The sequence below is a fragment of the Echinicola marina genome, from assembly GCF_020463795.1.
In the GTDB taxonomy this organism is placed as follows: domain Bacteria; phylum Bacteroidota; class Bacteroidia; order Cytophagales; family Cyclobacteriaceae; genus Echinicola; species Echinicola marina.
Genome location: NZ_CP080025.1, coordinates 3,124,555 through 3,144,061, shown reverse-complemented (window position 1 = coordinate 3,144,061; position 19,507 = coordinate 3,124,555). Strand labels below are relative to the sequence as shown.

The 19,507-nt window shown below is 37.2% G+C and carries 12 protein-coding genes; 2 read left to right on the top strand and 10 right to left on the bottom strand.

Going from position 1 to position 19,507, the window contains the following annotated elements; translation table 11 throughout:
• Positions 1 to 4: 4 nt before the first annotated feature.
• Entirely contained in the window at positions 5 to 220 is a 216-nt protein-coding gene (locus tag KZP23_RS13035; RefSeq protein WP_226332156.1) for a hypothetical protein, read from the bottom strand.
• A 1,377-nt stretch (positions 221 to 1,597) separates the two neighbouring features.
• Entirely contained in the window at positions 1,598 to 1,762 is a 165-nt protein-coding gene (locus KZP23_RS13030; RefSeq protein WP_226332155.1) for a hypothetical protein, read from the bottom strand.
• Between the two features lie 225 nt (positions 1,763 to 1,987).
• Here KZP23_RS13030 and KZP23_RS13025 point away from each other — a divergent pair, with 225 nt between their 5' ends.
• Both KZP23_RS13025 and KZP23_RS13020 read left to right on the top strand, forming a co-directional pair.
• On the top strand, positions 1,988 to 2,620 hold the full coding sequence (locus KZP23_RS13025; protein WP_226332154.1) for a hypothetical protein: 633 nt from the start codon (positions 1,988 to 1,990) through the stop codon (positions 2,618 to 2,620).
• Positions 2,621 to 2,932: 312 nt separating this feature from the next.
• Positions 2,933 to 3,895, top strand: coding sequence for a hypothetical protein (locus KZP23_RS13020; protein WP_226332153.1), 963 nt, complete (start codon positions 2,933 to 2,935; stop codon positions 3,893 to 3,895).
• A gap of 102 nt (positions 3,896 to 3,997) precedes the next feature.
• On the opposite strand, the gene KZP23_RS13015 is transcribed toward KZP23_RS13020, so the two are convergent.
• The 8 genes from KZP23_RS13015 to KZP23_RS12980 form a co-directional block, all read right to left on the bottom strand.
• Positions 3,998 to 4,657, bottom strand: coding sequence for a GDSL-type esterase/lipase family protein (locus KZP23_RS13015; RefSeq protein WP_226332152.1), 660 nt, complete (start codon positions 4,655 to 4,657; stop codon positions 3,998 to 4,000).
• A 70-nt stretch (positions 4,658 to 4,727) separates the two neighbouring features.
• The gene (locus KZP23_RS13010) at positions 4,728 to 6,935 is read right to left on the bottom strand and encodes a beta-glucosidase (protein ID WP_226332151.1); all 2,208 of its coding nucleotides are present in this window, start codon (positions 6,933 to 6,935) and stop codon (positions 4,728 to 4,730) included.
• A gap of 52 nt (positions 6,936 to 6,987) precedes the next feature.
• Positions 6,988 to 8,190, bottom strand: coding sequence for an alpha/beta hydrolase family protein (locus KZP23_RS13005; RefSeq protein WP_226332150.1), 1,203 nt, complete (start codon positions 8,188 to 8,190; stop codon positions 6,988 to 6,990).
• A gap of 14 nt (positions 8,191 to 8,204) precedes the next feature.
• Positions 8,205 to 10,958 (bottom strand): MGH1-like glycoside hydrolase domain-containing protein, encoded by a 2,754-nt coding sequence (locus KZP23_RS13000; protein ID WP_226332149.1) that lies wholly within the window; start codon positions 10,956 to 10,958, stop codon positions 8,205 to 8,207.
• A 307-nt stretch (positions 10,959 to 11,265) separates the two neighbouring features.
• Positions 11,266 to 14,379: a glycoside hydrolase family 2 TIM barrel-domain containing protein gene (locus tag KZP23_RS12995; protein WP_226332148.1), complete on the bottom strand. Its 3,114-nt coding sequence runs from the start codon at positions 14,377 to 14,379 to the stop codon at positions 11,266 to 11,268.
• Between the two features lie 13 nt (positions 14,380 to 14,392).
• The gene (locus KZP23_RS12990; protein WP_226332147.1) at positions 14,393 to 15,988 is read right to left on the bottom strand and encodes an MGH1-like glycoside hydrolase domain-containing protein; all 1,596 of its coding nucleotides are present in this window, start codon (positions 15,986 to 15,988) and stop codon (positions 14,393 to 14,395) included.
• A 21-nt stretch (positions 15,989 to 16,009) separates the two neighbouring features.
• Complete coding sequence (locus KZP23_RS12985; RefSeq protein ID WP_226332146.1) at positions 16,010 to 17,872, bottom strand: DUF4838 domain-containing protein; 1,863 nt, start codon at positions 17,870 to 17,872, stop codon at positions 16,010 to 16,012.
• On the bottom strand, positions 17,862 to 19,502 hold the full coding sequence (locus KZP23_RS12980; protein ID WP_226332145.1) for a beta-N-acetylhexosaminidase: 1,641 nt from the start codon (positions 19,500 to 19,502) through the stop codon (positions 17,862 to 17,864). Before KZP23_RS12980 ends, KZP23_RS12985 begins: the two co-directional genes overlap by 11 nt.
• Between the last annotated feature and the right edge of the window lie 5 nt (positions 19,503 to 19,507).

The window sequence follows — 19,507 nt, the reverse complement described above, 5'->3', positions numbered from 1 at the left end:
CAGATCAATCTTCAAGATTGTACAACCATTCGTGAGCAGCCTCTTTCCAATTATGGATGGGGATTCCACCTTCCGTATGCCATCCCGTGGCTTGGTAATAATAGAAAAATACTTCCGCCTCTGCCACAGGAACAGCCATATCGCAAAAGAAGGTTTTGATTTCATCGAGTTGGGGCGGTACGATATGCCCAAAGCTGAACTGGGATTGAAAAGTATCCATGATTTCTTCCTTTTTGGTTCATGACCAAATTGAAAAACCATTAAAATATAAATTCACCAGTTATACCCCAGTTGGGTGAAATAACCAGTAAGGGCAAATAAAATCAACTCCTTCCACAATTCCAGAACTCAGCCCTAAAATAGGATCTGATACAACAATTCCAGAGGAAGCGGTATCTATAGAATTAAACCATCGGTTTATAATTTAATACCCATGTACCCATAACACCTTGATGAATTCAACATCCAAGGACCCCACCTCCCCATTCACTTCTCTTGGATGCCACTTAATAACGGGAAGGAATAAAGGTCAAGGGTGCTGACGACAGGAAGCATTCACTTGCCCTTGACCATTTTCCTGACCGGAATATCTTTGCAGGAAGGGGAAGTGGATACCTATGAAATTATCCTTTAGGATATGAAATCCTTACTGCTCCAACTAACCGATTACCTGATTAAAAAATTGATCTTTTCATACGAAGATAAAAGCCAAGTTCCCACCATAAAACCAATAGTTTCCTCTCATAAAAAGGCTGCGAGTCCCGAGCACCTTTCCCCCGACTTTGGAGGCAGAAAAGATGGTTTTGTATACAAAACTACATCTTGCTGATTGCTCCACCGCAATCCATTCTAGTACTCAAATATTAATTCTAGTTTAAAAAGGTTTGATATTTACTTCCCCCAAGTAGGCTTTCTCTTTATTCATAATAGAGTTTTTCCCCTTAGCCTTTTTTATCTATGTAGAGACATACAAGAGCCAGAAGAGGAGGTTCTTATCAATGTTTGAACAACATAATGTGGATTTTCGGAGGTATCACGAAGGCTGTGGTATCAGACAACTGGAGTTACTAAAAAGACGGATGTGAAATAGGTGGTAGTTTCCTTTATGTTAAAGAAAAAAGCCAGCATTGATTTCATGAAAGTAGCTGGCTTTTTTCTGTTGAATAATTTAGAAGTTCACTCCGAAGCTGATTCCAAAGGATTTTACTGTTAATGAACGAGGCTTTTCATCGTTTGCAGGTAAACCCAGCAAAGGATTTGCTCCATCTAACTTGAAATAATTTTGTTCAAAGAAAATGTTTGCATTAAGATTAAACTGTTCCCTTTTAAGAAAAGGGAACCCTAACCCCAATCTAAGGTTGTTCCCATTTTTAAATTTTTCCTTGTTCAATGAAAAATTGTGTGCATCCTGAAGATAAATATATACGTTGTTGGGATCCACAAAATAGTACCTCAGAATTCCCCCTAGTTTCAGCATCATGTAGTCGGGGTCTGAAAGTGTCTGAAAACCTCCCAGAGCACCTATACTTAATTTTTTAAACAGTAAATAATTGTAGTCTCCATGTATTCCGAATGACTTTAGTAAAAAACCATAATTTTATAGCTCTACATCATTGATTTTATTATCACTGTCATTATAGAAAAAATCTTTTTTGTTAGGGAATACAAAATCCAATTCCACATTGGAAATCCATTTTCCCTGTGCATAGGTACAGGTGTATGCACTGCACATAAGTAGTAATGTAATAACAAATATTTTCATAGTGCTACAAAATTTATAAAGGACGTAAAATTATATTAACCGGGTAATAAAGAAAAATAGAGTTACAGTTAAATTCCAACCAGGACTAACAGCTAAACTATTTAGCAGTTTGACATGGTTTTGAATCATTATTTTTATGTTTTTACTGCAAAAATATGCCAATTTGGGTATTTCATACTCTTTTTTCAGCACTTACCTTTATTAATTAATCGTATTCAACCAGCTATGAAAAGTTCATTTTTGCCAATTATTGTACTATTCGTACTTTTATCTGAGATTGTAAATGCACAAGGCATTCAGGATCACAAAACCATTAAAGGAAACTGGTTTGCAAGATTTGGAACAACCATAAATAGTCACAGTTATTTTGACGGAGATAATAAACTATATAAGGAATTAGCTGTTGACTATGGGGTTGGTAATTTTATTTCTGTAGGTGCTTACATTGGTCATCAGCAAAGAGATTATATGTTTATATTCAGTAATGTCGAATCTGGTGTAAAACACCTAGATTACAGCCAAACATTTATTCCAATTGGCCTAAGAGGGTCTTTTGTTTTAACTCCCTTTGTCTATGATTATTTGGGGATTAAATTAGACGATAATAAATGGAATGTCTACCTAACTTATTTTTGGGGAATAACGATGAATAAGGTGAAGGATGACTTCAATAGATCAGTTTCCTCATCTGGAGAAATAATAGATTATACACATTATTTAACAGATGAGGATCTTTCGTATAAAGCCGGAATATTAACAGGCGTTTCCTATTACCCATTAAGAAATTTTGGACTATTTGTGGAAGGAGGGATAGGACCTATAGGAAATATTAATTTCGGTATCACAACTCGGTATTAACAAATATTAAAGAGCGGTCAGTGACCGCTCTTTGTTTTTTTGGAGAGGGCTATTTAAATGCTAAAAATCAAATAAGGCAAATTGTTAGATATATCTATTAATCACCCATCTCAGGAGCTTTTGAAGGCTGAAATATTACTCCATTGATCCTGCTTATTGTCCAACTATCAACTAAATAGAAATATCCCAGCAACCTGACAACATACTGTTATTATGGCCGTAAAGTATATATTATTAGTTTTTTTCCAAAGATCAAGTAAACACCTATTACTGGTAAGCCAATTATTTACTTTACCTTATAACCAAAGCTCCATGAACCCTTATTTCACGCTTCCCCAAATAAAGTATTTCCTTTTTTCATTTTTAACCGTCTTGATAATCTCTTGTCAGGAAGATACTGAAATGCCTTCTATTGCTCCATCGACAGATCTAATTGAAATGGAAGCCGAAGGTGGTCATTCCGTGGTTAATTTCCCAACCGGTAACTGGAGCATTTCCAGTATAGAAAACACCAATGGCAACAACCTCAGGATATTTGGGGATATTTATTTCTCAGAGGATAATGAACCAAAGCAGAATGTCCTGCTGGAATTAGAAGGTGAAGGAAGGTTAATAACCAATTGGACTAATAAAGGATTTACCATTAACCGAAGCGACTCAAATTCCCTAGAAATAATCCTACGGGAAAACAGCACAAATAAACAGTTTGGTTTCAGAATCCTGCTCACATCGGATTACAGCCATGCAGAAATCACTGTAATGCAAAAACCATCCCAGGGCTATTCTTTTAAAGATATCAACTACGCTGTCGATGAAGGTGATGGGGACTCTCTTTACTGGAAAAGTGGCACCACCTACCAATTCAATTTCCAATCCCAACAAGAGGTTGAATTTCAGCCCATAGGTGGTATAGATATCCATACCAGCTATTCATTTGATAGCAAGGCCCCTGATGCCTTTGTCTGGACAACATCAGACAGCCTCCGGGTAAAGATCCCTTCACATATCCAGGGACAGGAAATTTTCTTTGATACTGAAAAGGGACTCTATTCCGATCATACCCAATCCAGAAAAAGCCCCTATTCCGAAATGCGGGAATCCATCATGGTTCCATCGGGATATTCCGAACTCGGAAAGTCATTGGAAATGAGGAAAAGGACCCTGAGCTATACATTGGTGCTGACCAATAATAGGACAAATGAAGAAAAACACATTGAAGGTAAATGGATAGAAATCAGTCCTACGGGTAACTACAAAGTAAGCTGGAAAGAGTAATCCATATATTAGGCTTATTCTTTCCAGCGTCTTGCTCTCGATAAAGCCTACTAGGCAACCGGTCGAACAATTTGCTCAATAAAACAACGAAACCATCAAAACTTATTTAAGGTAAGGTTCCATTACATTTGCCCATATATCGTACCCTTTTGAATTAAGATGTACACCATCTTTTACATATATCCCCTTCATTGGGTCTCCCGCTTTGTTCAGTGTCGCAGAATTGGTATCAATATAAGAAACATGCTTTCTATCACTCAAAAACGCTTTAATAAGCGCATTGGCCTTCTCAACCTGAGGTATATACTTTGACCTTCCCGGACAAGATTTTATGGAAACAAAAGAAATTTCAACTTTTGGAAGATCCTTCCTGATGAGACTTTCTACTTCTTGAAATCGCTTTAATACTACTTCAGGACTATTTCCAGCGGCTATATCATTATCTCCTGCATAAATAACAATTTGCTTTAATTTTTTAGGGAATACAGTTTCCTCAAAATACAACTTAACATCCGGTAATTGTGATCCTCCAAACCCTCGATTGATGACAGTATGTTTTGGAAAAGCATCTTGCATATTTCTCCATTTGGTAAAAGTAGAACTACCTACAAATAATATGGCCTTTTTTGGAGGAGTATGTAAACTGTCTTGTTTCTTAAACCCTTGAATTGTATTCCAATAATTGGGCAAATTTTGTGCTAGGCTCACTGATGAAATTGTCAATATCAATAACAGTGTGTGGATTATAATCTTATATTTCATTGCTATATCTTTTATTTTTTTGATTTCACTTTATTAAATTGATTTTTCTTTCTAACCAGTTCAATACTTCCTATAACAGATTCAAAGAAACCTCTTGCTTTATTTCTTGGGACGATGAACCGATAAGTACTTTGAAAAGGCCAGGTTCATAAATCCACTTCTTTTCTTTTTCACTGTAAAATTCAAAGGCTTCTCTGGGAAGTTCAAAAACAACTATTTCCTCATCCCCAGGCTCAAGGAAAACCTTCGTAAATGCTTTCAATTCTTTATAGGGTCTTTTAACCGAGGATTCTACATCATGAACATAAACCTGAACTACTTCAGCTCCTGATCTTTTCCCAATATTCTTTAAAGGAACTTTTATTATCGGATTTTCCTGAGATTTTATATTTCGCTTGACAGCACGAGCCTTTCCATAAGAAAAAGAGGTATAACTCAGTCCATGTCCAAAAGGGAAAAGAGGTTCCATTAACTTTAGGTCGTTCCACCTGTACCCAACAAAAATATCCTCCTTATATTCAACATTTTCTGAATCACCGGGAAAACTTCCCAAGGCATGGGCACTGTAGTCATCCAATGAGTGGTTTATGGTAAAAGGCAATTTTCCTGAGGGGTTAATATCTCCTGCTAAGATATTGGCCAATGCATTCCCGGCTTCAGAACCACCGTACCATGCTTGTACAATTGTAGAAACTTCAGAAGCCCAAGGCATTGCTGTCGCATTTCCGCTAAGAAGTATCACCACAATGTTCTTATTAACTTTTGCTAGGTCTACTATCAATTTATCCTGATCATAGGGTAGGCCATATTCCTTACGGTCGCGGCTCTCGCTATCTTGTCCCTTATCCTTGTTCAATCCTCCAACGAAGATGACCAAATCAGATTTAGATGCATTTTCAATGGCCTCATCATATAACACTGCGCTTTCTTTTTTTGATGAATATCCTGCACTAAACGATATTTTCATATTACCCCCAAACTTGTTTTGTAAACCTTCTAATGGGGAAATTTCCGTTTTAACTTTTAGATTAGAACTTCCTCCACCAACAGTTAATTTTTTAACAGCGTTTTCTCCAATTACTGCTATTGATTTAACTTCAGATTTTATAGGTAATACCTGATTTTTATTTTTCAGCAAAACAATTCCTTCTTCTGCTATTTTCCTTGCAGTCATCGCATGTTCTTTAGTTGCAAATGAACCCCAAGGCCGATCACTATTCATAGCGGTCTTAAAATTCAATCTGAGTATTCTTCTGACCTTGTCATCAAGCTCATCTATTGATGCCTGTCCCGATTTCAATACCTTCAGATAAGGATCTGCAAAATAAAAATCCTGATAAGATTTTCCTTTCGGGACATTAGTTCCCATTTCAATATCCAATCCATTTTTTGCAGCCAACAAAGTGTTATGGACCGCATCCCAATCTGAAATCACTACACCTTTAAAGTCCCAGCTATCTTTAAGAATATCATTTAAAAGAATATTGTTTTGGGCACACCATTCTCCTAGATACTTATTGTACCCAGCCATCACCGACCATACATTTCCATCAATGACCGCCGCTTTGAATGCTGGCAAATAAATTTCGTGTAAAGCCCTTTCTGAAACCTTTACATTAATATGATTACGATTAGTTTCTTGATTATTTAAGGCAAAGTGCTTAATACAGGCAGCTACACCATTTTCCTGGACCCCTTGGATATATGGCACTACGAGTTGAGATGCGAGATAAGGGTCTTCCCCCATATATTCAAAATTTCTACCATTTAGTGGACTTCTATATATATTAACTCCAGGTCCTAATAACACATCTTTTTTGCGATACCTTGCTTCGGCACCAATTGATTTACCATATAAGTAAGCTATATCGACATTCCATGTTGCTGCTAAAGCGGTTAACGCCGGAAAAGCGGTAGTAGAATCATTTGTCCAACCCGCTGGTTGCCATGCATTCCAAAGAAGCTCTTCTCTTATTCCATGAGGACCGTCTGCCATCCATAACTCTGGTACGCCCAAGCGAGGGACACCACGGACACTAAACTTCGATTGGGCATGAGTCAAAGCTACTTTCTCCTCAAGTGTCATCAATGAAAGGGCATGGTCTACTCTTGCTTCTAAGGACCTTGTATTATCAAGGTAGATTGGAAAATCTTCTTGCCCTAATAGGGGCAAAGCAATGCTCAACACTAATACAGAAAGACACAAAAAGAATTTGTAAAATTTAGATATCATAATTGTTAAGGGTTTTGGTTCGGTATTTATATTTAAGTACCACATCTAGCCCAATACCCTATAATTTTTTTTTAAAAAAACTCAACGAAATATTGTATTATTTAGCTTTAAAATGAAAATCTGCAAACTTAATAAAGTTCTCCCAATCATAAAGCGCTAAACTATGCTTACCCTCCTTAATATGATATCCTAAATATGAATTAATAATTGGTTCATTTAATTCAGGAAGGTTATCAGGCAAAGCGGATTTCAGCTTGTAAAGATTATAGGCAGGTTCTGCATTTTTCATGGCAAGGAATGTTCCCTTGGGATCAGCCCATAAGTCTTCAGAAGCGCTAGTTGCATATACTGGCCTTGGGGCAACCAAGGCAATAAGCATATGCTGATCTACAGGTAAAAGGTCTTCATGATCATTGAATTTCTTGTAATTATCCGTAAACCAATGAGGAAATGAAGTATTGATTTTTCTAATAGTTTCACCAAACCACCTTCGTGACAATGCAGCCCCAGTATTTCCAGAGCAATTTGTAAAACAAATGGCAAATCGCTGGTCCTGGGCAGCAGCCCATAGTGCTGTCTTTCCTCCGCGGGAATGTCCTACTACACCTACTTTTTCAGCATCAATATCCTGATCATCCATAAAATAATCCATTACCCTACTTGCTCCCCAAGCCCATGCGCCAATGGTTCTCATACCATTTTCGGCTTCCAATTGAGACGGAAAAAGTTGAAATGCACCATTCATAAAGGTGTCTTTATTATCAGGAGCTAAATCTCCAACACCAAAAGTTGCCACCGCATACCCATTGTCTATTATCTTTTCTGCAGGCCAAAAGGAACTAGGGGTGTTGTCCCAGCTTACACTTCTTTCCTTCCGTCTATTATGGATTAACAAAAAGGCAGGCACTGGATTCGTCTCCTTATTGGGAACATATAAGGATAATCGGATATCAATTGATTTGTTATGATTGAATATGGTAATCAAAACCTGCTTCAATGTGGCCTTCCCATTAAAAGCATTATGATCTATCCGATCAAGTGAAAAATTAATGCTGTCAAAACTATCAGGGGTATGGCCATATACATTCTCTTCAAAAGCACTCAAAATTTCGGGTCTTCTTTTCCCCTCCCATCTTTTGACGGTCTTAACCTGTTTATTTGAATAGGTTTTGAGAACTTCAGGTAATGTATAGGGAGGCACTTTAGACTCATCAAAATTCTGGGCACCAACTGATAATGCGCTACTGGCTAAAATTAGTACCAAATAAAATTTCCAAATCATTGTTTTTTCTATTCTCATAATCATCTATTGTTTTATTCAACTGGAGTTATAATTAGTGTACCTCCTTTATTGGTCTTTGGAAAAGTAATCTCTAGTAAACCGTCATATGGAGAATTAAAAGGTAGGACTTTACCTGAAAATATCACCTCATACTTAAATAAAGGATTCATACATAATAACATGCTTCTTGGGTGTGGTTTAGTAGTATCATCAAATGAAATTTCTGCTTGATATTTACTATCATTCTCTTCAAACTTTTGTGATTCCAACCATATTTCGAAACCAGCGGTGGCAGTCCCAGGCTGATAGTAAGCGGGGAACCAAGACAATACAGGAGATGACAAACCCGAAAACTGATGCCAACCTGCTCCCCTTCCAGTTTTCGCGAAAAAATGTTCGAAAGTATAGTATGAAGCATCCGTCTCTTTAGAATAAACTTCCAACGCCTTTTCACCAATTTTAAATGCCAGATCGGGACGGCCAATATCCAGCATCGTTTTCCACATAAACCACTGGTGAGGCATCCAAACTGACCCGTTCCAATATCCGTCCTCTCTATAATAGGGAGCTGATTGATCTACGGCAGTAATCCCTGCAGGTGTCCACATATGCTTATCCGAAAAAATTTTATTGATCAGGATCTCTTGTTGATCATTTGAACAGATACCTGAAAGAAGTGGATAAACACCATCTAATCCCATATTATATTCAGTATTCCCTCCGTAATGAAAGGGACCAACTGGATCTCCACTTTCATCATGCATCACATAACTAAAATAACCGCTTTGCTGATTCCAGGAATATTTTTGGAGCGCCTTACTCAAACGTGTAATATCTTTCTCGTAAATTGAAGCATCCAGTTCATTATTGAGCTTCAATGCAACCATTCTCAACATTTTGGCAACTCTGATACATTGGGCTGTAGTAATCACTGGAGTAACTAAAGGTCTTAGCCCATTATTATGAACACCATTTTGTGCGGGATAATCATCCCAACCTCCTGAATTATAAAAGTAGTCCCAGGTCTTCAACAAACCTGAATTAAGATCAGCCGTAGTAGAACTCCCCAAATAACCAGCTAAAAACTGATAATATCTTTTTAGCCTTGGATAAAAATAGTCCAAGAGTTCTTCTGATTGGGTTTTATTCCATAGATCATAAAACGCATACATTTGTACAGGAACTGGTGAACCATGATGAATGAAAGCCGCAGGATTTTCTGCAGTAGTTGTATAAGCATTTATACATTCTATCGCTCTGTTTACATCAATTTCAGACAATCCCAGTGCTATAAATCCTGCATCCCATGTATACAGACTGTTCCACCATTTCCCAGGAGTAAAATGCCTGATAAAGGAACGTTCATTATATACAGGATAAACCACATTTGTCAGTAAAGTTGCCTGGAGTAATTGCTGACTAAACTGGTATTTTTCGCCTTGTGGGAGAACAGGGCTTTTCATTCCATTCTTTTCAGATTTTTTTTTCTCAAAAAAATCAAAATCCCTCAAATTTTGTTCTACAGTAGATTTTGTTCCAGTAGAAATCAACACTTTTACCGACTTGCTGGAATTTGGTGCTAGCTCTATTGGGCCCAAATAAATATTCTGATAATGCCCTTTCCGATTCCCCCATAATGTCTTCCCTACATGGTTATGTACTGACTTTCTCATAAAAACATCCAGCTCATCATTCTTTACTTCACGCACTCGGAATTTTTCAGTTTCCCACTTAATTCCATAAAACTGATCTAAATCCTCATATTTTAGAATCAGCTGCCTTGTTTCTTCATCGACTAAAGTCTCTGGAACAAATGACTTTTCCTGAGATAGAATTTCAAACTCATCCCCTAATCCGGATGGAGAAAAAAGTAATCCGTTCAAATCCACTTTAGCCCCCCCCTTAGAAATGAGAACAATGCTATTACTCCTAATATCCTTAGGCAATGGGATCGTCAATTGTGTCAGACCATCACCTCCTATAAAGGTAATTTCCTTATTTAATGCTCCTTCTATTTTGAAATCAGATTCTTCCTCTTTATTCATCTTAAAAATGAAAGTGAGGAAACCACCAGAAAACTCTTCTCTATTAGGTATTTTATAAGTAAGACGATCCCCCTCATTTTTACCAAAACCATGACCTATAGCGGATGCGTCTATAAAGTTTGAACTTCTAAATTCACCTTTTCGAAGTCCATCAGGGGGTAAATTATCTTTTGCTGATTTCGCAACAGTTTTTAAATCCAAATAATCGACTGCATTTACCCATTTGCTTGACGAAGAATGTTTTAATTTTACATTGGGGTAGTAATCTGCATAATCAAGGAAGGCTACTAAATTCAATACAATATTTTGGGGTAAATCTGTATTATTTTCACACTCCACAGTAAGTAATGTACTGTTAGTATCAATCACCTTATAATTTGCGTCAGTGAAGACTTTATCCTTCCATTCTAATTCGTAACGGTAAGTCCAGGAAGTTAAATCTGAATTGGCTTTCCAAGGGAAAAATCCAGATTCAAAAAGAACATTTGGAACAAGTAACCTATTTCTATAAAAACCAGGAAGAACAGAAAAGTCAAACTTGATCCCTCTCTTATCATCCGCAATATGTGATACCCCTGCATATTTTTTCCCATATGGCCCCCATGGTGATAGGCGGAGGTCATGTGAATTATCTAAATCTGCAAAATTGGGCTGTGCGTACCTACTCTTCTGAGCCAAAAGGTCTCCAGAGAATGAGACCAAAAAGATCAAAATTATGTATGTTATTTTTTGAAATTTCATTTTTTATGTAATTCTATGTTTGTGCATTCCTTATTATTTGTCCAAGCCATCAATCATTCTCAGTAAATAATTCATACCCAGAAGGAATTCTCAGACCACATTGTCTATAATATAATTCTAGAAAGTATGGAATACCTATATTGGAACCTTGATGTTTAATACCAACATTAATATGTCAGTGATTCTTAATATTAGAGATTCCTCCTAAGCACGGCTTTTCACACCTTGAGACCTTTAGACTATTACTGATCATTTACCACCAAAAACACAGGTTTACAATAGGTTTATGGAGTAATTAAAATATTAATCAATTCCGAACCGGAATTAACTTAAAGGTATAGGTATATGCTTGATAAGGTATTCTGTATTTTTCTAAGGGCATGGCACCCCAACTATCAATACTGCCAACGCCCATTTGCAAATGGTCAATATTAACTTGCACCTGCTCTCGAGGGGTCAATTCTCCTGAATGCCTTTGGCTTTTTGCTTCTCCGTCATCCAAATCTTCTGTAAAAAAGTGAAGGGCTTTTGTATTTAATAAGCTATTTGTAGCTTCTATTTTCACTCCTCTTCCTTCCTTATTCAAAATTTTAAACCACCTGATACCTGAACGATTTCCAGTTTCTTGTGGCCTGATATAAGGATAATATTGATCATCAACGGTTTGCTTATAGATCCCTACATGAGCACTATATTTTCGATCTTCATAATTTTCATATGGTCCCCTTCCATAATATTCGACTTTTTCGAATCCACTTGGCATAATATATTTCATCCCAAATTTGGGTAGTATGGGAGCATTTTTTGTTTTGTCAATTATCAATTCCTCCCTTACTTTGAGGCTCCCGTCAAGAGAAATTTCATATTCCATGCTTAATTGTGCAGGAATATTTTCTAAGGAATACAATGCCTTTACAATATGAAAATTGGACTGGGATTTTGAAGAAAAAGACACTAATTGGAAACTATCCACTGCTGTTCTCCAAACTGCTAATTTATTTTGAAGATTTGCTCCCATATCATTATCTGTCGGTGCTCTCCAAAAATCCGGCATTAGGGAATAATTTTTTTCTATAAAATCAAGGTCTCCTACTTTATACGTTTGCAAAAAGCCTGTTTCCTTATTAAATACAAATTCAACATCAGCTACTAACACTTTATAACCTCCATCTAACGATTTGATGCTACCTAGTTTATTAAAATCATTATCACTATCAGATGCATAATCTCCTCCTAGGTATAACTGCTCTGTAGCTACAATATGCCCTGCTGGAATAGCTGATGTAGCTTTTCGCTGCGTGTAAGTAATATTCAGGAACTTTTCCCCATTATAAGCATCAGGTAATAACAAGGGGAGAATTTGGGCATCTCCTGCAGGGACTGAAAGATTTTCTACTTTACCTGTATGGAATATTTTTCCATCTACCTGCAATTCATAGTTCAATTCTAATTCAGAAAGGTCTTTGAATGCATGCTCATTTATGATTTCTATTGTGTTTTTTCCAGCAAGCCTAGTAATCACAGGTTGATATACTTTCTTCATTTCCCAAGCATGGGGATTTGGTAGCCTTTCTGGGTTAAATATGCCGTTGTTCAAAAAGTTATTATCACTAGGTGTTCCCTCTGGCCCATAATCTCCACCATATGCATATATTTGATTATCCTCCTTTGTCGTTTTTATCAAACTTTGATCAACAAAATCCCAAATAAACCCACCCTGAAGGGCATGTTTATTGGCCCTTATGATATCCCAGTAATCTTTAAAATTACCCAGTGAGTTCCCCATAGCGTGGGCGTATTCACACATGATCAAAGGTCTATTGGGATTCAGGGTTTTCTCAGCGTACCTCCTTAATCCCTCAGGACTTGGATACATTGGACAAATAATATCGGTATTCCATTCTGCATCCAGTGTAGAGTAATCCACAGTACGTTCGTACTGAATTGGTCTTGAATTATCTTTATCTTTCAACCATTGATATAGATGGTAAAAATTATAGCCATTACCTGCTTCATTTCCCAAACTCCAAATAATTACTGAAGCATGATTTTTATCCCTCTCATACATCCGTTTTACCCTCATCAAATGAGCATCATACCAATTTGGACGGTTACCAAGTGTACGGGTAAGTTTATACCCTATACCATGCGATTCAATATTAGCCTCATCTACCACATAAATCCCATACTCATCACATAATTGATACCAATACTCATCATTAGGATAATGGCTAGTTCGTACAGCATTTATATTGAATTGTTTCATCAATAAGATATCCTTTAGCATATCTTCCTTGCTAATAACCTGGCCTGTAACCGGGTGTGTTTCATGCCTATTGACCCCCTTTATCAAAACCGTTTCGCCATTGACCAGTAACTGACCATTTTTGATTTCCACTTTTCTAAATCCAATACGTTGAGGAATTACTTCCAAAATCCGACCATTCTTATTCTTCAGTCTTATGACCACATCATAAAGATTGGGGATTTCTGCACTCCAAAGGTGTGGTTTGAGGATAGTTAAAGACACCTCTTGTATCTCATGATTAACCTTAACAGACTTTTTAGCAATCATTTCATCATGAAACCTAACTTCAATCTCAATTTCTCCTGCTTTTTTGGGAACCCTATTTAATTGGAACAGTGCCTTGAGGTTTCCCTTGTTAAAATCATCTTCAAGTATTGGATTTAGAGCAAAATCAAATATATGCAGAGGCTGCCTTGCCATAAGGTAACAATCCCTGGTTACCCCACTCACTCTCCAAAAATCCTGGCCTTCTAAATAGGTACCATCACTCCACTGCATCACCTTCATCACAATTGTATTTTTTCCTGGCTTAAGGTACTCAGATACATTAAATTCAGATGCTAACTTCCCATCTTCCCCATAGCCAACATAAACCCCATTTATCCAAACTGTTAGATTGGACTTTGCAGCACCAATATGAAGAAAAACCTGTTTGTTTTCCAGCCATTCACTTTCTATATCCAGCTCCTTTCTATAAACTCCTGTAGGATTTCTATTTTCAGGTACCAAAGGAGGATTAGGCTTGAATATGTGTTGAAATTCATAGCCAATATTGACATAAACTGGATAGCCGTATCCATTAACCTCCCAATTTGCCGGAACTCGAATTTCACCCCAATTATTGTCCTGGTAATCTATAAACTCATAACCCTCTGGCAAATCCAATGGTGATTCAAAGTATTTGAATTTCCATTTTCCATTTAATGATTTATAACGACTTGATTTTTCCCAATCCGCTATATTTGCTTCCTCATTAGAGGCATATGAAAAAAAGGAAGCCCTCATTGGAAGTCTGTTATCCTCACTTTTTCCTTCATCTTGCCAGAAAGCGACTTGACCCTTTGATGATGAAATTATAAATAGAAAGGAAAATATTAATAGATATTTATTCATTAAAACTGATCGATTATAATTCAAGCTTAAATTCTTTTGCTCCGGAAGGTATATTAAAAAGCATTTTTCCTTTTTGGGGGTGATAAACTTTCAGTTGAACACCAGTTTTAATATTACTTGTCTGATTGTCACAATCGGCCATAATATATTCACCTGAGGCATCTCTTTGATAGATAAGAGAAACGAAGGCATCTCCGCACAATAGGTTTTTAATACCGTGGCTGTCTGTCCTGGATAATCTCCAACTTATCTCATGATTTGCTCCGTGAACATCTATGCCAATTATATTTTCGATCAATAATGAAATTGGTCCTAATCCAGTCCATCCAACAAAGTCCCTCGCTACTATTTCACCATTCTCCTTGGTGGCAGGCCGCGCAAAATCGGGAGAATAACACTCCCAAAAAGTACCTGTATTATTATATACTTGTTCTATACCTTTCAAATAACGCAATGCACACTCACGGGCAAAATCAGCATAACCATTTTTCTCTAGTCCCTTGATAATAGCATAATTAGTCGGGGCCCATACACTTCCTAGCCAATAGCCACCCTTTGGATTGTATTTTTCCTGATCAGCTGCCAAGCTAGGAAAGATGATTTTTCTCCAAAAACTACTAGGGTCTTTGAGGTTGGCTATTAATCTTTCATTTTGCTCTTCTGAACTTACCCCGGCAAGCATGGGCCAAAAACAGGCTACAGTTTTAATTTTCACCTGTTCACCCTCAGGACTTACATCATAATAAAGACCATCCTCTTCATTCCACATCCATTCATTGATCCTTTCGGAAATTTCTTTTGCGCTCCTTTTGAATTTTTTAGCCTTCTTTTTTTCTCCCAATTCTTCACATATAAATGCCAAATAATTATAATTCATAACCATTTGTGCACTCATATCCACCCAGCCCATAGGAGATGTACTGCTATGACCTCCGGGCCTGCCTGTATCCCTTAAAGTATTATCCATTCCTGAAGCCTGTCCATTTGACCAATACAATCGATGAGGTGTATTTTGATCAACTTTATGTTTATCTATCCATTCCACATATTTTTCCAATACAGGCAGTACCATACGAAAGCGGGTTTTATCACCAGTCACTTGATAATTAAGATATTCAGACCAAGAAAACAGTGGTGGGTTAATACTCCTTGCAAAGTTTTCTCCTCCACCCCATGGATGTTCTGCGCCGTCTTCTTCTTTATATATCCTCCAGATCAATCCATCTTTTCGTTGTCTTGCATAAAAGTTATCATTAGATTGTATTCCTGGGAAAATATGGTGTATATATCTACTGAACATCACCATAAAATTGGTGTCCCATTGGTAGATATTATCATCGAGGCCTTCATCCAAGAAATTGGAGACAAGTGGCGATCCGGGAGGAGGACTTTTCATCCTTTTAAAAGCAATTTCCCAAGCTTTCCAGTACATTTCTACCCAAACGGGGTTTTCCTCTAGAACAGGTTGTGGAATCAAAGCCCTAACCTTTTCAAACCGAGGCAAGGGTTTATCTTCGTATTGTTTTTTCGAGAAATATTCCCCATATGTTTCTTGGCTATAGGCATAGAAGCCCTGGGTCACTATAAAAATGACAATCAAATATCTCATTCGTAAACTGTTTATAGATTATTAAAACATGGTTTGGAGCCTTTCTATATCCTCTTCGAGCTTTCTTCCCTGACCAAACTTTTTACCTCCGTATCTATCAAACTCCCCAAGGAATTCCTCAACGGCAATTGAAGGGTTCTCAGGACCAAGAAAAGGCAGGTTCTTTTCTTCAGATTCTTGCTTTAATAAGGTATAAAGTTCAATCCAAGCAAGGTTTAAAGAAAGTCTTTCTTTACGCACCCGATCTAAAAGCTCATCATTGTTTTTTACAGCCTCAGAAGCCTCATTAAAAAGCGTAGTAGCTTCATTCATCACATTTAGTGAGAGAAAGGAAAATCCTTTTTCACCATTATTATAGGTAGAAAGTTTTTGCTCCTTACTCTTGAAGGATTTTTCTATCAATTCCAAATATTTGATTAATGGATCAGCTGCCTTTCCATAATATGCATGCATAAACTCAGACATCAATTCTTGTTGATCCAAATCCGGATTCCACATTAGTTTAGCTAATAGCCAAGTCCTCATATCAATAAAATCACCTATGTTATTAGTAAAATTATTTCCTTCCTCATATATACCTTGAACTTTATTTGCACGAAAAAACTGCAGATCCTCTGCAAAACTCGCCATATTCGGATGAGGCATTAAGGTGTTCTTAAAATTGGTAACGTAATTCCAAATGAAAAGCCTAGGAGAAATCTCTGACCAACTAGTAACTGCCGAACGATCCTTTTCATTCCATTCACTATCAATTGGATGCCCAAAGTCAGCTCCAATGGGAGCCAAGCGAATTACGACATTTTCGGCTGGACGTACTGTCTTTGGTGCTTTTCTGGTACCCTGAAAGGCAAGTGTCTCTATTAAGAAATCCGGGTATTTGTTTCGAATGCTCCTTGCCACTTGGTTTACACCTTTTAATAATGGCCCTGCATAAGAACCTTCAGATTCGGCAAGTTGGGAACAGTCAGTACAACTACAATAATTTCCATTATCATTTTGCGAGATAGAAATATAACCAGCAGTAGGTTCCTTTTCTATCCATTTTAAAGCAGCTTCCGTTAAAACCTTTATCACTTCGGGATTGCTCATACAAAGCTGTGTTTTATCCGCCTCCGGCATTTTGGAAGAAGTTGTACAAGGAAGATTATGGTTATCCGGATCACTGAACCATTCCGGATGCTCTTTAAAATATTCTTTGACAGGCACCAACCACATAAAGGTATGTACAAAGCCTAGTATCTTATATTTCCCCCCCCACTCTTTTGTTTGCTTTTGAAAATAGCCATTTTCACGCATTTTAGTAGCAAAAATTGGATCTTTAGCAACAGATGTAGCAAAATTTTCTCGATATTTAAAATAAGGGATATAAACCTTATCTATAAAGGAAACTTTCAGCTTATCCTTTCTAGGAACAATTTCCACCCTAGGAGTAAGCCACATACATCCTGCCGTATTTTCTAAAAACTCATAAACGGCATATAATGTTCCTCTCGATCTTCCCCCTGCAAGGATCAAATCATCTCCAACGGTTTTAATGACTATACCATCTTCTCCTAAGGCCTCCCAGTTAACATCAGAAGCTAGTTTCTTTACTTCTTTTCCTGCTCCCACCCATATTTTGGGCTTATCTCCTAACACTGTTTCTTCTTCATCAATTTTAAAAGATGCTCCAGTGATTTTATCAAGGTATTTTTTCAGCTCACCTGCTGCCGTTTTTTCTGCTGGAATGGCATCATTTGCTATAACGATCGTATAAGATGTTAATCCTTTATTAGCTATGGTTATGGAAGAGTTCTTTTCTTTCGTTCCTGAAAAGACGCTAAAAGATGAAAAGAACACCGCTATAAGAAGGAGTATATTCTGCTTGGTAATATTAATTAGCATTACTGGTCATTTTTTTTGGATTATAATAGGTGATCCCTAATCGATCCCACCTTTGAAAAAAATAAGGTAGTCCTTTTGTAAATACCTCATAGTTTTTACTTGATGAATCAGTCCAGCCCACTTCAGCAGCTGCAGCAATTCTTGGGAACACTTGTCTTCCCAATATCTCCTCATCAGGTACCCACTCACTCCACATCTGGCACCCCATGCCTAATATTTTATTGTGATATTTTGAGTCAAGCCCCTTGGGAACTGGGTTAAAGTCATATACCTTTTTTAGAGGAATCGTCTTATAGTCATAATCAAAATAAGTGTGGGCATAATAGGAGTTAACAATATCGTAACCATTTTCGGCTGCTTGAACAGCAAGATTTAGGTCCCCCTTCCAAACGTGAACAACGGTGTTGGGCGCTAGATTATCCTCAACCAAATGATCTTTTTCATCCGCTCCTGCATCCAGTTTTTTTCCCATAATTTCATTCCAGCCCATCATTCTCCGCCCTTTGGATGCAAGATAATTCGAAATGGAATTTGTAAACCAGACCTGCAATGCGGCTGGAGAAGGGAATCCCTGTTCTTCCATATATGACATTACCTTGGAAGAATTTCTCCACACATCATACTTCACCTCATCTCCTCCAATATGAATGATTTTGGACGGAAATAATGCCATTACTTCATCTAAAACATCATGTAAGAAACTTCTTACTTTTGGATCTGTCACGTTGAGTACCTTCTGAACAGCCATAGGACCACCAAATGCTACCGGCACATTTTGTGGTGTTCGATCCGTACCCAACCAAGGGTAAGCCGCAATAGCCGCTGTGGAATGACCAGGCATTTCTATTTCTGGAATGATGGTTATATGCCTGGCTGATGCATATTTAATAATGTCTTTTATCTCTTCTTGTGTATAATATCCAGAGTGGGGTTTTCCATCAAACTCGTTACTTTTCCAACCAGTTGGCCACGAACCAATTTGAGTTGAGTCTCTTTTACTTCCAATTTCCGTCAGTTTAGGATATTTTTTTATCTCTATTCTCCATCCCTGATCTTCAGTCAAGTGCCAATGAAAAGTATTCATTTTCAATAGCGCCATCTCATCCAACATTTTTTTGACTACTTTCCCACCTTTAAAATATCGACCTTCATCTAGCATAAAAGCGCGCCATTTAAATCGAGGTCTATCTTCTACATATACTCGCGGAATGCTAATGGTTAAACTATTATCATTTCTCTTAATCAGTTGACGCAATGTTTGAACACCATAAAACACACCGGCTCTTGCTGCAGCAGAGATAACAATTCCGTTATCATTGACATCCAATAAATAACCCTCCTCCCCTAATTCATTCTCCTTGTTTTTCTCTACTTTTAAGGTTATAGATTTAAACTGCCCCTTTTTCTTTTCTTGGGATACTATATTAAAATCCTCTAATAAATATCCCTTAAGGAGAGAAGCCTCTTCTGAGGCTTCTCTTTGAACTATATTCACCTTTTTTCCTAAGTCTAAAAATCCGCCTTTATTAATTAATTTGTTAGGATGAGGAATAATGTTTTGTCCCAATAGAGATATTGACTTGAAACAAAAAAGCAAACATATAAAATAAACTATTTCCAATCTTCTCATAAATA